Source organism: Burkholderia sp. ZZQ-2, from assembly GCF_050768715.1.
In the GTDB taxonomy this organism is placed as follows: domain Bacteria; phylum Pseudomonadota; class Gammaproteobacteria; order Burkholderiales; family Burkholderiaceae; genus Burkholderia; species Burkholderia cepacia.
In genome coordinates this window covers 25,862-39,494 of sequence record NZ_LDVA01000324.1, presented here as the reverse complement: position 1 = coordinate 39,494, position 13,633 = coordinate 25,862, and the positions used below count along the sequence as shown (strand labels likewise).

General features: G+C 65.6%; 10 protein-coding genes and 1 pseudogene. 3 read left to right on the top strand and 8 right to left on the bottom strand.

Annotation, left to right across the window (positions count from 1 at the left end; translation table 11 throughout):
- Positions 1-45: 45 nt before the first annotated feature.
- The 7 genes from infB to ABY44_RS29890 all read right to left on the bottom strand — a co-directional run bounded on the left by infB (position 46) and on the right by ABY44_RS29890 (position 10,762).
- Positions 46-2,973, bottom strand: coding sequence for a translation initiation factor IF-2 (infB, locus tag ABY44_RS29920; RefSeq protein WP_027787688.1), 2,928 nt, complete (start codon positions 2,971-2,973; stop codon positions 46-48).
- A 91-nt stretch (positions 2,974-3,064) separates the two neighbouring features.
- The gene (gene nusA, locus ABY44_RS29915) at positions 3,065-4,540 is read right to left on the bottom strand and encodes a transcription termination factor NusA (RefSeq protein WP_006476166.1); all 1,476 of its coding nucleotides are present in this window, start codon (positions 4,538-4,540) and stop codon (positions 3,065-3,067) included.
- The gene (gene rimP / locus ABY44_RS29910) at positions 4,540-4,998 is read right to left on the bottom strand and encodes a ribosome maturation factor RimP (RefSeq protein ID WP_014897219.1); all 459 of its coding nucleotides are present in this window, start codon (positions 4,996-4,998) and stop codon (positions 4,540-4,542) included. Before rimP ends, nusA begins: the two co-directional genes overlap by 1 nt.
- A 459-nt stretch (positions 4,999-5,457) precedes the next feature.
- Positions 5,458-7,218: a 23S rRNA pseudouridine(2605) synthase RluB gene (rluB, locus tag ABY44_RS29905; RefSeq protein WP_060172048.1), complete on the bottom strand. Its 1,761-nt coding sequence runs from the start codon at positions 7,216-7,218 to the stop codon at positions 5,458-5,460.
- 60 nt (positions 7,219-7,278) lie between these two features.
- On the bottom strand, positions 7,279-8,310 hold the full coding sequence (gene scpB / locus ABY44_RS29900) for an SMC-Scp complex subunit ScpB (protein ID WP_059700070.1): 1,032 nt from the start codon (positions 8,308-8,310) through the stop codon (positions 7,279-7,281).
- A 272-nt stretch (positions 8,311-8,582) separates the two neighbouring features.
- Entirely contained in the window at positions 8,583-9,785 is a 1,203-nt protein-coding gene (locus tag ABY44_RS29895; RefSeq protein ID WP_060172046.1) for a pyridoxal phosphate-dependent aminotransferase, read from the bottom strand.
- Between the two features lie 74 nt (positions 9,786-9,859).
- The gene (locus ABY44_RS29890) at positions 9,860-10,762 is read right to left on the bottom strand and encodes a LysR family transcriptional regulator (protein ID WP_060172044.1); all 903 of its coding nucleotides are present in this window, start codon (positions 10,760-10,762) and stop codon (positions 9,860-9,862) included.
- Between the two features lie 430 nt (positions 10,763-11,192).
- Here ABY44_RS29890 and ABY44_RS29885 point away from each other — a divergent pair.
- A pseudogene (locus ABY44_RS29885) lies at positions 11,193-11,588 on the top strand (transposase); the annotation flags it as partial.
- Between the two features lie 197 nt (positions 11,589-11,785).
- Complete coding sequence (locus ABY44_RS29880) at positions 11,786-12,037, top strand: hypothetical protein (protein ID WP_060172042.1); 252 nt, start codon at positions 11,786-11,788, stop codon at positions 12,035-12,037.
- A 193-nt stretch (positions 12,038-12,230) separates the two neighbouring features.
- Here the strand turns inward: ABY44_RS29880 and ABY44_RS29875 are convergent, their stop codons facing one another.
- Positions 12,231-12,548, bottom strand: a complete 318-nt coding sequence (locus ABY44_RS29875) for a hypothetical protein (protein WP_011351791.1) — start codon at positions 12,546-12,548, stop codon at positions 12,231-12,233.
- 157 nt (positions 12,549-12,705) lie between these two features.
- Between ABY44_RS29875 and ABY44_RS29870 the strand changes: the two genes are divergently transcribed.
- Positions 12,706-13,422: a YdcF family protein gene (locus ABY44_RS29870; protein WP_060172040.1), complete on the top strand. Its 717-nt coding sequence runs from the start codon at positions 12,706-12,708 to the stop codon at positions 13,420-13,422.
- Positions 13,423-13,633 lie beyond the last annotated feature (211 nt).

Here is a 13,633-nt window from a genome sequence, read left to right as displayed (position 1 = left end):
GGGACAGGCCCAAGCCTGCCCCGCCCATGAGCCGATGCGCGAGGATTACAGCGTACGCGCGACTTCGGTCACTTCGAAGACTTCGAACTGGTCGCCTTCGATGACGTCGTTGAAGTTCTTCACCGACATACCGCACTCGAAGCCTTGCTTCACTTCCTTCACGTCGTCCTTGAAGCGCTTCAGCGATTCGAGTTCGCCCGTGAAGATCACGACGTTGTTGCGCAGCACGCGAACCGACGACGAGCGCTTGACGATACCGTCCGTGACCATACAGCCGGCGACCGTGCCGACCTTCGGCACCTTGAACACCTGGCGCACCTCGACCATGCCGGTGACGACTTCGCGCTTCTCCGGCGCCAGCATGCCCGACATTGCCGCCTTCACCTCATCCACTGCGTCATAGATGATGTTGTAGTAGCGGATGTCGATGCCGTTCGCTTCGGCCAGCTTGCGCGCCTGTGCATCCGCACGCGTGTTGAAGCCGATGATGACAGCCTTCGATGCCGTTGCGAGGTTGACGTCGTTTTCGCTGATGCCACCCACCGCGCTGTGCACGATCTGCACGCGCACTTCGTCGGTCGACAGCTTGAGCAGCGACTGCACGAGCGCTTCCTGCGAGCCCTGCACGTCCGCCTTGATGATGAGCGGCAGGTTCTGCACTTCGCCTTCGCCCATCTGCTCGAGCATGCTTTCCAGCTTCGCGGCCTGCTGCTTCGCAAGCTTCACGTCGCGGAACTTGCCCTGACGGAACAATGCGATTTCACGCGCCTTGCGCTCGTCCGGCAGCACGATCACTTCCTCGCCCGCGCCCGGCACTTCCGACAGGCCCTGGATTTCGACCGGGATCGACGGGCCGGCTTCCTTCGTCGGCTTGCCGTTCTCGTCGAGCATCGCGCGCACGCGGCCGTAGGCCGTACCCGCCAGCACGATGTCGCCGCGGTTCAGCGTACCGGACTGCACGAGGATCGTCGCGACCGGGCCCTTGCCCTTGTCGAGCTTCGCTTCGATCACGATACCCTTGGCCGGCGCTTCGACCGGTGCCTTCAGCTCCAGCACTTCGGCTTGCAGCAGCACGTTCTCGAGCAGATCGTCGATGCCCGCGCCCGTCTTTGCCGACACCGGCACAAACGGCGAATCGCCACCGTATTCTTCCGGCACGACGCCTTCCGCGACCAGTTCCTGCTTGACGCGATCGGGGTTCGCTTCCGGCTTGTCGATCTTGTTGATCGCGACGACGATCGGCACACCACCCGCCTTCGCGTGGGCAATGGCTTCCTTCGTCTGCGGCATCACGCCGTCGTCGGCTGCCACCACCAGCACCACGATGTCGGTCGCCTTCGCGCCGCGTGCACGCATTGCCGTGAACGCTTCGTGACCCGGCGTATCGAGGAACGTGATGACGCCACGCGGCGTATCGACGTGATACGCGCCGATGTGCTGCGTAATGCCGCCCGCTTCGCCTGCGGCAACCTTCGCGCGGCGGATGTGGTCGAGCAGCGAGGTCTTGCCGTGGTCGACGTGACCCATCACCGTGACGACCGGCGGACGCGGCAGTTGCTCGGCGTCGGTACCGGTTTCGCCTTCGACGAGCAGCGCTTCCGGATCGTCCAGCTTCGCGGCAACCGCGCGGTGGCCCAGTTCCTCGACGACGATCATCGCCGTTTCCTGGTCCAGCACCTGGTTGATCGTGACCATCTGGCCCATCTTCATCATCACCTTGATGACTTCGGAGGCCTTGATCGACATCTTGTGCGCGAGATCGGCAACCGACACGGTTTCCGGCACGTGCACTTCACGGACGATCGGCTCGGTCGGCGCCTGGAAGGACGATGCACTGTCCTGGTGACGGCCACGGCCCTTCGGGCCGCCGCGCCAGCCGCGGTCGACGCCGCCGCTCGAATCGCCGCGCGTCTTGATGCCGCGACGCTTCGACGCGTCGTCCTGCCAGCCGCCCTTGCCTGCGCCCGGCTTCTTGTTGCGGTCGCCCGCGCCTGCCGGCGCCTGCGTCGTTGCCGGTGCCGCACCGGCCGGCTTCTTCACGGCCGGACGCGCCTGCGCACCTTCCGGCTTTGCCGGCTTGTGCAGCGTGCCCTTCGCTTCGGCCGGCTTCGGCGGCTCGACCGGTTTCGGCGGCTCGACTGCCTTGACGACGGCCTTGCGCGGCGTGTTCATCATCTCGCGAATCGCACGCGCTTCGGCTTCTGCCGCCGCACGGCGCTTGCTGATCTCTTCCTGCTCGGCACGCGCCTTGTCCGCTGCCTCGCGGGCAGCGTCTTCAGCCTTCTTCGCCGCTTCGCGCTGCGCCGCACGTTCGGCGGCTGCGCGCGCCTCGTCCTGCGCGGACTGCGCCGATTGCGGAGTCTCCGCCTCCTGTTCGGCTGCAGCAGCCTGCTGTGCCGCTGCCTGCTGCTGTGCCGCCGCAGCTTCGGCCGCGGCACGCTTCGCCGCCGCTTCTTCCTCGGCGCGACGGCGCTCGGCTTCGGCCGCTTCCTCGCGGGCACGACGTTCCGCTTCCTCGCGCTCGAGGCGCTCCTGACGCTCGCGCAGTTCCTGCGCCTGCTTCTCGAGCAGCTCGGCCTCGCGGCGCGCTTCTTCCTCGCGACGCTTCAGTTCTGCATCGTCGTCCGCTTCGGCGACCTGCGCCTGACCCTGTTCCGCACCTTCGGCCACGTCGTCGCGCTTGACGAACGTACGCTTCTTGCGGACCTCGACCTGAATGGTGCGAGCCTTGCCCGTCGCGTCAGATTGCTTGATCTCCGACGTATGCTTGCGGGTCAGCGTGATCTTGCGCTTGTCGCCGTCGGTTGCGCCGTGCGACTTGCGCAAATGATCGAGCAGACGCGCCTTGTCCGTTTCGGACAGCGCATCGTCTTCACTCGCTTTCTGGACGCCCGCTGCCTGCAGCTGTTCGAGCAGCACACCAGCAGGCATTTTCAGTTCCGCGGCAAATTGGGCTACGTTGTTACTCGCCATTCATTCCTCTTAGTGCAAGGACCGATTCCTTGCGGTTAGCATCGGGTCAGGCCATACGGCCGCCATCAAATCAGTGCGCCATGGTCATTTCTCACTGGAACCAGTGTTCACGTGCTTTCATGATCAACGCCTTAGCGGCATCCTCTTCCATCCCGGTCATGTCGACCAGTTCATCCACAGCCAGCTCGGCGAGATCGTCGCGCGTCTGCACGCCGTGTTCGGCCAGCTTCGCGAGCAGCTCCGGCGTAATGCCGTCGAGGCTCTTGAGATCCAGCGCTGCGTTCTCGACCTTTTCTTCGTTCGCGATCGCCATCGTCAACAGCGCGTCGCGTGCGCGGTTGCGCAGTTCGTGCACGGTGTCCTCGTCGAACGCCTCGATTTCGAGCATTTCGTTGAGCGGCACGTACGCGATCTCTTCCAGACTCGTGAAGCCTTCGTCGATCAGGATGTCGGCAACTTCTTCGTCGACGTCGAGACGCGCCATGAACAGCGCACGCAGCCGGTCGCGTTCTTCACCCTGCTTCAGGGCGGATTCGTCCGGCGTCATGATGTTGATCTGCCAGCCGGTCAGTTCGCCAGCAAGACGAACGTTCTGACCGCTGCGGCCGATCGCGACAGCCAGCTCGTTCTCGTCGACGACGACGTCCATCGAGTGCTTTTCTTCATCGACGACAATCGACTGGACAGCTGCCGGCGCGAGCGCGCCGATCACGAACTGGGCGGGATCCTCCGACCATAGCACGATGTCGATGTTTTCGCCACCGAGCTCGTTGCGCACGGCCTGCACTCGGGAACCGCGGATACCGACGCAGGTGCCGATCGGGTCGATCCGCTTGTCGTACGCGATGACGCCGATCTTCGCGCGCACGCCCGGGTCGCGGGCAGCCGCCTTGATCTCGAGCAGGCCCTGCTCGATTTCCGGCACTTCCATCTCGAACAGCTTCATCAGGAACTCGGGCGCCGTACGCGACAGTTCGATCTGCGGGCCGCGCGCGGTGCGGTCGACCTTCGCGATGTACGCACGCACGCGGTCGCCCACGCGCAGGTTTTCCTTCGGGATCAGCTGATCGCGGCGCAGCAGCGCCTCGACACGGCCCGATTCGACGATGAAGTTGCCCTTGTCGAGGCGCTTCACCGTACCCGTCATGATCTTTTCGCCACGTTCGAGGTAATCGTTCAGGATCTGCTCGCGCTCGGCGTCGCGCACCTTCTGCAGGATCACCTGCTTCGCGGCCTGCGCGCCGATGCGACCGAACTCGATCGACGGAACGGGTTCCTCGACATACTCGCCGACTTCGACGTCGGGCTTCTGCTCACGCGCTTCGAACAGCAGGATCTCGCGATCCGGCTCCTGCAAGCCTGCCTCGTCGGGCACGACGAGCCAGCGACGGAAGGTTTCGTGCTCGCCGCTTTCGCGATCGATATGGACGCGGATTTCGGCGCCTTCGTCGAACAGCTTCTTGGAAGCAGATGCGAGCGCGGCCTCGAGGGCGCCCAGCACCACATCCTTGTCGACGTTTTTCTCGCGCGCCAGCGCATCCACCAGCATCAACACTTCGCGACTCATTATTTGCGGCTCCTAAAGTCAACTTGCGGAATCAGGCGGGCTTTGTCGATATCGGCCAGCGTGAAATCCAGCATGGCCGCCTCGCCCTTCTTCCTCTCAAATTCCAAACCGATCGTTTCGCCATTCGGCGCGTGCAGAATGCCCCGGTACGTCTTGCGCCCGTCCAGCGGCTTTTTCAAGGTCACGGAAACTTCGCTGCCGGCGAAGCGCTCGAAGTCGGCCAGCTTCTTCAACGGGCGGTCGAGCCCCGGGGACGAGACTTCGAGCCGTTCGTAATCGATGTTTTCGACCGTCAAGACGTGCTGGAGCTGACGCGTGACCTTTTCGCAATCTTCGAGCGAGATGCCGGCAGGCTGATCGATATAGATGCAAAGCATGCCGCGCCCAGTGCGCTCGAGATCCACCAGCTCGTAACCGAGCCCGGTGACCGTGGTTTCTATCAGTTCCGTCAGTTGCACAGTGTCCTCTCAGGTGTTCGCGCCCGCCGCTCGCGAATTCACCCGCGGGCGCGCGCCTTAGCCGGCGCAGGAAGCGCTACCCGAGATGCCTAACCGTTTCAGCAAAAAAAAATGGGCGGAACGCCCATCTTCTTACTGGTGGTCGCACCTGAGCCGCACATTGAATCCGTACGCCCAGCGACTCCGCGATTATAGCGATTTTTGGCGCAAACGCCAAGCCAGCCGGTAAAAGCAGCGTGTCGCCCGCCTTTACCGACCCAAAAATGCGAAATCGGGTTATCCGATCAGCCAGCACCATCCTGCCAGGCCGGAGATCGGTCATGCCGGCTGCGACGCAGCGGCACGCAATATATATACAGTCGAAAGTGATCGGCGCAATACGCCGTGCCGGCAAAATCGGCGGGATGCCGATCGGGCCGGCACGCCGGCGGCTTTGCACCGCCGTGCGCCAACATGTGTTTAGCGGCTGCGCGTACGACTGCGCTGCTGACGCTGGCCGCCGCCGCGCGGACCGCCGCCGTTGCCGGCGCCATCAGCCCGATTGCCGTTCGGATTGCGATTGCCGCCACCCTTGCTGCCGCCGCGCTTGGCGCCCGCGCCTTCGCGCTTGGGGCCTGCGCCGTACGACGCACGGTTGCCGTCGACATCACGGCCGCCACCCGCTCGATTGCCGTCGCGACCACCGCCCGCACGGTTGCCATCGCGGCCGCCGCCGGCACGATTGCCGTAACCCGACGGCGCAACCGGCAGGCTGCCGTAGCCGCTCAGGCCCGGCAAACCCGGCCCGCCGCGCCGACCGCCGCCGCGACGCGGCTGATCCAGCTGCCCGTGAGCCGTCAGCACCGGCTCGCGGCTGATGAAGCCCATCGATGTCTGCATCGGATCAGGCTGGCGACGCTCGGCCTGGCCGGCACCGCCGCGGTTGCCCTTCTCCTCGGACGGCGCCTTCAGACCAACGGTCGCCATCAGCTTGCGCACCTGCGTGTCGTCGAGCTCCTCCCAGCGGCCGCGCTTCAGACCGCGCGGCAGCGGAATCGGACCGTGACGCGTACGGATCAGGCGGCTCACCATCAGGCCGACCGCCTCGAACATCCGGCGCACTTCGCGGTTGCGGCCTTCGGCCAGCGCGACGTGATACCAGTGGTTCGTACCCTCGCCGCCGCCGTCGCGGATGCGCAGGAAGTTTGCGGGGCCGTCATCGAGCTCGACACCATGCAGCAGCTTCTGACGCATGCCTTCGGCCAGTTCGCCGACGACGCGCACCGCGTATTCGCGCTCGACGCTGTAGCGCGGATGCATGAAGCGGTTTGCGAGGTCGCCCGAAGTCGTCAGCATCAGCAGACCTTCGGTATTGAAGTCGAGGCGGCCGACCGCGAGCCACTTCGCCGTCTTCATCGGCGGCAGTCGGTCGAATACCGACGGACGGCCTTCCGGATCCGCGTGACTGACGATCTCGCCCGTCGGCTTGTGGTACAGCAGCACCCGCGGCGGCTTGTTCGGCAGCTTGCGCTTGACCGGCTTGCCGTTGATCCGCACCTGGTCGGTCGGCATGATGCGCTGGCCGATGTGTGCAGGCTCGCCGTTCACCGACACGCGGCCGGCGACGATCAGCTCTTCCATCTCACGGCGCGAGCCCATGCCCGCTTCCGCCAGCACCTTGTGAAGCTTCGGCGCGTCGTCGTCCGGCGACAGCACGCGCTTGTTCGCCGGCTGGTTGCGGCCACGACGCAGCATCGGCGCACGCACGCCGCTACCGCCCGCGGAATTGTCGGCGTCGAATGCCGGCGACGTCACGTAGGCAAACAGTTCGTCCTGGGACGCATCGCCTTCCGTCTTCGCCGCACCACCTTCAGCCTTCGATGCGCCGCCGCGACGGCCCTGGCCGCCCTGGGCCTTGGCCGCGCTTTCGCGCTTGCCGGCCGGCTTGCGACCGCCCTTGGCCGCGCCTTCCTTGCGCGGCGCACGCGCCTGCTGCTGCGCGTCGGCGGCGGCCTCGGCCGGCTGAGCGTCAGCGTCTTCGCCACCCTGCGGCTCGCCTTCGGCGCCCTTCGACTTGGCCGCCGCGCGACGTCGCGCGATCAGGCTGCGCGGGCCTCGCCGCAGACCGCGGCGGGGACGCTCGTCGCCACCCTCGGCCGGAGCGCCCTGCTCCGGTGCATCGTCGGCACGCGCTGCCTGCACGGCAGGCGCGGACGATTCAATATCGTGGATATCTGTCAAAACAACCTCAAAATGTCAGGTCTCGCGCCCGGCGCGGGCGCGGCAAGAAGTTGGCCGCGTTCAGGCGCGACGCTGTTCGGGTTCTGCTTCGTCGTCCGGCAGCGCGTCGACACCGATGGGTGCACTGGCGCTTCGTACGGCATCGGCGAGACTGTCGGACGTGTCGTCCAGCATCTCGCCGTCCGCGGGACGGGAACGGGAGGCGTCGGCCTGACCAGCCTCGCCGGGCATGTCGCCGGCCGCTTCCGTTCCGTCTCCGGCAACCGCTTCGGCGGCCGGCTTGCGATCTTCCTCGCTCCAATCCGCGCGCAGCGGCTCGGGCTGCACACCGGCCGGCACTACTTCGGCGCCAGCCTGTTCCAGTTGTTCCGCTTGCCCGCGATCAGCTTCGAGCGTATCGCGGCTCGCGATTTCCTGCGTCGGCACGACGTCCACCGCGGAATCGCCCGGCAATCCCGCCGGCTGGCCGGCGAATGCCTCGTCCGCCTGCGGCGCGTCGCCCGCTGCGTCGTCGGCAATCGACATGTCTCCGTCGAAATCCATCGCCTGCTGCGCCAGCAGCGCAGCCTCGATGTTCGCGGCCGGCTCTTCGAGCGCCGGCAGATCATCGAGCGCCTTCAGGCCGAGGTCGTCGAGAAACTGCTTGGTCGTCGCATACAGCGCCGGGCGCCCCGGCACGTCACGATGACCGATCACTTCGATCCAGCCGCGATCCTCGAGTTGCTTGACCACCTGCGTATTGACCGTGACACCGCGAATCTCTTCGATGTCGCCGCGCGTGACGGGTTGCCGGTACGCGATGATCGCGAGCGTCTCGAGCACCGCGCGCGAATATTTCGGCGGCTTCTCGGGATGCAGGCGATCCAGATAGTGACGCATCGCCGGCTTGCTCTGGAAGCGCCATCCGGTCGCCAGCGCCACCAGTTCGACGCCGCGGCCGGACCAATCCTGTTTCAGATCTTCGAGCAACGTGCGGACCGTGTCAGCCGACACGCCGTCGGCAAAGAGCTTGCGCAAATCGCCGAGCTTCAGCGGTTCCTGCGCACAGATCAAAGCAGTCTCGAGGACGATCTTCGCCTCTTGGGTATTCATGCAGCTAGGCCAGACCCTGTGGTCAAACGAACCGGATCAACAAACAGACGAAAGGAACGGAAGACGCGCTCGCCCGATTCTGATCGGTCATATTGATGGGAGCACGAACCGGGGGCGGCGAACCAACTTCAGGTCAGGCCCAAACCGGACGGAACAGCACGGCTCAACGACGGAACCGCGTGACTGAGCGCCATATTACGCAAAATTGCCCGGTGCGTAAAGATGAGCCGAACCGGCTGCCGCCAGCGCGCCGAATCCGCTCCGGCCCCGCTTCAGCGTGTGGCCGCTCCGCGCGCGAGGAAGCTGCGCAGCCGCTCGACGCCCGCGTCGAGTCGTGCCGGATCGCATGCGTAGCACCAGCGCACGAACCCTTCGCCTTCCGGGCCGAATGCACGCCCGGGCGCAAGGCCGAGCCCTGCTTCACGCACCAGCGTCTTGCAGAACGCCAGGCTGTCGGCCGCGCCCGGCAGGCGCAGGAACAGGTACATCGCGCCCGGTGGCGGCGGCACCTCAACGCCCGGCAGCGTGCGCAGCGCGGCAACCAGGTGATCGCGCGCGTCACGCAGCGCCGCGACGAACGACAGCACGAACGGCTCGCCATCGCGCAGTGCGACCTCACCCGCAGCCTGCACGAAACCCGGCGCGCACGACGTGTTGTATTCGACGAGCTTCGACAGGTCGCCCATCACCGCTGCCGGCGCGATGAGCCATCCCAGGCGCCAGCCCGTCATCGCCCACGCTTTCGAAAACGAATTCACGACAACGACCCGCTCTTCGCGCGACGCGATGTCGAGGAACGACGGCGCGCGGTCCGCGCCGAACGCGAGCCGCTCGTACACCTCGTCGGCAACCAGCCAGATGCCGTGGCGGCGGCAATGGGCGAGTACGGCCCGCTGGTCGTCACGCGACATCGTCCAGCCGGTCGGATTGTTCGGCGAGTTGATCAGCAGCATCCGCGTATCGGGTGTCAGCGCCGCAAGCAGCCGCCCGATCTCGAGCTGCCAGCCTGCCTCGCCATAGCCGAGCGGTACGCATTCGACCCGCGCCCCAAGAATCTTCGGAATCTCGACGAGATTCGGCCACAGTGGCGTGACCGCGACGACGCGCTCGCCCGGACCGACCAGCAACTGCGCGGCCAGCATCAGCGCACTCACGCCAGAACTCGTCACGGCCACGGTGTCGGCCGCCGTCGCACCGTGACGGGCGCTGACGTAGGCCGCGATCGCGTCGCGCAACGGCGCGGTACCGAGGTTGTGCGTGTAGAAGGTTTCGCCGTCGCGCAGCGCCGCCGCCGCGGCGTCGCGGATGAAGTCCGGCGTCACGCGATCGGATTCGCCGAACCAGAACGGCAGCATGTCCGGCACGCCGAAGCCGGCGTTTGCCACTTCCCGGATCAGCGACGGACGCAACGCGTGCACCACATCGCGCGCCGCCAGCGCGCCAGACACCGAAAGAGAACCTGCAGAATGCGCCATCGAGCACCACCATCGAGGAACACGATCCGCGTAGTGTACCGGCCCCAAGCCGCACCGACGCACGTCGGTGCGCGTCAGTCGAGGTCCTCCGCCCTCGCCGGCATCTGCCGCACAAGCTCCCAGATCGCCTGAGCGGCAGGCGACAACGACCTGTCGCGGCGGCGCACCAGCTCGACCGTGCGTTCGGTGCGCGGCGTGAGCGGCCGCGCGACGAGCGTCGAGCCGGCTGGCAGCGGCAGCGAGAGCCACGGCTGCACACTCACACCGACGCCGGCCTCGACGAGGCCGAACACGGTCGCCGAATGCCCGAGCTCCTGCATGACCGTCGCGTTGACACGATGGGTGGCCAGCGCGGCATCGATCAGCGGCCGGCTTCCCGACGCATGATCGAGGAGCACGAGGCGCTCGCCGTCCAGCGCCGTCCAGGGCACCTCGGTGCGCGCCGCGAGCGGATGGTCGGCGCGCGCGACAAGGCAGAACGAATCGGTCATCAGCGGTTCGCAGACGAGATCGCCAACCGTAAGCGGCCCGATCACCACGCCGAAATCGACCTCGCTCGACTTCACCTTGCGCAACACATCGCTCTGCACGTCGTCGCGCAAGCCCAGCGTCACGAACGGGAACTGGCGCTCGCACGACGCAACCACGCGCGGCATCAGCCGGCATGCGATCGTCGGGCTGGCCGCGACGATCACGCGACCCCGGCGCTGCTCGCCGATTTCGCGAATCTCGCGCAGCGTGTCGTCGAGATCGTCGAGCAGTCGAGACACACTCGCGATCAGGTTCGCGCCGACATCGGTCAGCTGCACGTCGCGCGTCGTGCGGTCGATCAGCTTCAACCCGAGCTCGGCCTCGAGCTCGCGCACGCAGCGGCTGACCGCGGACTGCGTGAGCCCGATTTCGTCGCCCGCGCGACTGAAGCTACTGAGCCGCGCTACCTCGATGAAGACGCGAAGCTGGCGCAGCGTGACGTTCATTTCCTGACCTCATCAATCGTCGATATCGATGCACGATTTTAATGCGCGAATCCGGCGTCGACGTGCGAATCAGGCATCTGCCCCCATGTTTCGCTGCGGTGCAATACCTACGCGAACGCACGCGGTGCGGGCGAACTGCACAAGATTGGTGATTGTCCCGATTTGCTGGCGGGTTATTTTGGCGTCTTATACGCCCCTAGCTGACTTAGCCGTTAGCTCGCTGCCAAGCGGCTCTCGAGGGAATTACCTCCGACATGGCACGCTTCGTGCATCACCTGGCGCACAGGGCGCAGGTTTCGTCGGACGGAAGAGCAGAAACGCCGCTGCCGGCCAACCGGACGCCCCCACCCGGCACTCGACGATCGAGTGCTTGAAGAGTGCGCGGCGCAGGGCAGCGCACCGGAGTTAGCTTCGCTGAGGTGAGGACATGATGCTGTTCGACGATTTGAGAGATAACGAGTGGGCGCTGGTCGAAGGTCTGTTTTGCTCGGAACCCGCACGGAGTGAGCGGCGCGGCCGCCCCCGCGTGGAAGCCCGCTCGGTGGTGAACGCCGTGCTGTGGGTGCTGTCGACGGGCGAAGGCTGGTCGAAGCTGCCAGGCCGCTATCCGTCGCCGCCGACTTGCCGCCGCCGCTTCGACGAATGGCAGGCAGACGGCACGCTCGCCGAAATCGTGAAGCGACTCGGCACGAGCGGCCGGCAGATCTCCCTGCGCGGGCGCATCGGCGCGAGTGCTGCGAAGCCGCCCGCCCCGCCGAGCCGCGACCGGCTGCGCGGCGCCTTCTGGACCAATCCGGAATCCTGGCGCGCGCCCGTCAAGATGGCGTAACGAATGCTCGATCGGGCGGCTTCGGCCGCCCGGTTTCTTTCCGCAACTCGATCTGTTCGCGACGCCTGCGGTGCCGTCGATTACCGTTGTCGTGGCGCGATACATCTATTTACCAATATTTACAGCAAGCCTGCACTCCCGCGCTTACCTTAGCGACATATCAACAAGCCGCGTGGCTTGAGGGGAGCCCCGCCATGAAACCAATGTCACTGCTCGTTGCATGCGGCATTGTCATTTCCCTGGCGTTGTCCGCTCCAGCCCGCGCCGACGATCGCGCGAAGCCGCCCCATCGCCAGCAGGATCACCGGAACACGCTCCGCCAGCCACCCTCCGCCAACGCGTCCGGCCGGCAGACCGTGCCGCGCGGCGACCTGCGCGGCGACATCGCCAGCAATGCGCGAGCGCGCATCGGCGCGCAGCCGTCGGACGTACCGCGTCATCCGTAGTCCTGCCAATTTCAGGATTTCACCAAAGAAAATGCCCGCTGCCGGGAACTGCGCCGCATGCAGCGAGTCACAACGTTGCCATGAGCACAGCGTGGCAACAGCAAAAGTATCCGGTACGCCCGTATCCTCGCGATACGGGCTTTTTTTTGCATCACCTGCCGCTCGGCGATGCGTGCGGAGAAATGATCGGCCGCTACAGGCGGCTTTCGAGAATCGCCACGGCACTCGCTTCGCTCAATGCGTAGTCAGCCATGCGGCGATCGGTCCAGGAAAGTAATTTCTCGTCGCGCTCGAGGCGCGAGAACTCGGCTCGGCCGCTTTCGGTCAGCACGGCAATGTCGACCGGTGCGTGAAAGCCCGGCGCGGGGGCAACGGTTTTCTGCCTGACCGTGTCCATCAGCCCAAGCGAACGGAGATACTCGAACACGCCCGGGCGGCGCGCCCACGGTACCTGGCGGTACTGCACTCGTCTCAATGCGTCGAGCACCGCTTCGTTGGAATACGTGGCCATCTCGATTCTTTCTTAAAGTGCAGCGACAATGCGAAGCGGCGCGCCGGGCGGGGTCTCCACCCACCGATACCGCCACCGATTCTGGAGGCCGACGTTCGGCGTCGCGTCAGGGCTGGATCGTCAGCCGTCCATAAAAAGACACCATACCCCAATCAAATTGATTCTGTTCGATTCATTTGTACTTCTCTTCATCTGTTTCATGCTCTGCCGCAAGCGGCGGCAAATCATCTCGATGGCCGCCGCTGCGCTGTTCTGGCTGCTCGCGACAGGCTGGCTCACCGCGCCGCTGATCGCGTGGACCGAGGCGGGAGTCGTACCTGTCGAGCACCCGGACATGCATGGGCGGACCACACTGATTCTCATCGGCGCCGGGACACGGCGCACCGACGCCGGGCTGCAGCCCCCGCCTGACGGAGCCGCCCGCATCCACAAGGTCGCGGCGCTCTACCACGCGTGCCGGCAGCAGGCCGCACACTGCACCGTGGTGATGTCGGGCGGCGACCCGCAGCATCACGGAGAAACCGAAGCGGCCGTCTACGGGCGCCAGCTCGTCGCGGAAGGCATTGCTCCCGCGGACCTCGTTCTGGAACCAGATAGCCGCACAACCTACGAAAACGCGAAATTCACTGCGCCTATACTACGCTCACAGCATGACGACGCGCGCATTCTCGTCACTTCGTCATATCAGATGCGCCGCGCATTGCTCGATTTCCGCCACTTCGGGATCGACCCGCAGCCCGTTTATGCGAATCGCCGGCGCGCGCAAACCGGCTGGCTGCCGCGCTGGCGCAACTTGGCCAACGCCGAACAGGCGCTGCATGAACTGGTCGGCATCGCGCAGTTCCACGTCTATCGATGGCTCGGGTGGTTCTGACTGACGGCTGCGGGAAACCCGAGCGGGAATGAATGCGGCGGCGACGATGGCAGGCGCGTGACGAAGTGTGCGAAGTGTTGCGCGACTTCAACGGGGCCTTGCGTCCCGCCTCGATCCGATGCACATTGATCCGTCACTTTTGTTACACTCGACACGCACTCGATTGCAGTCGCCAGACAAAACGGCAACACTCGGGTTCATCACCACTTAG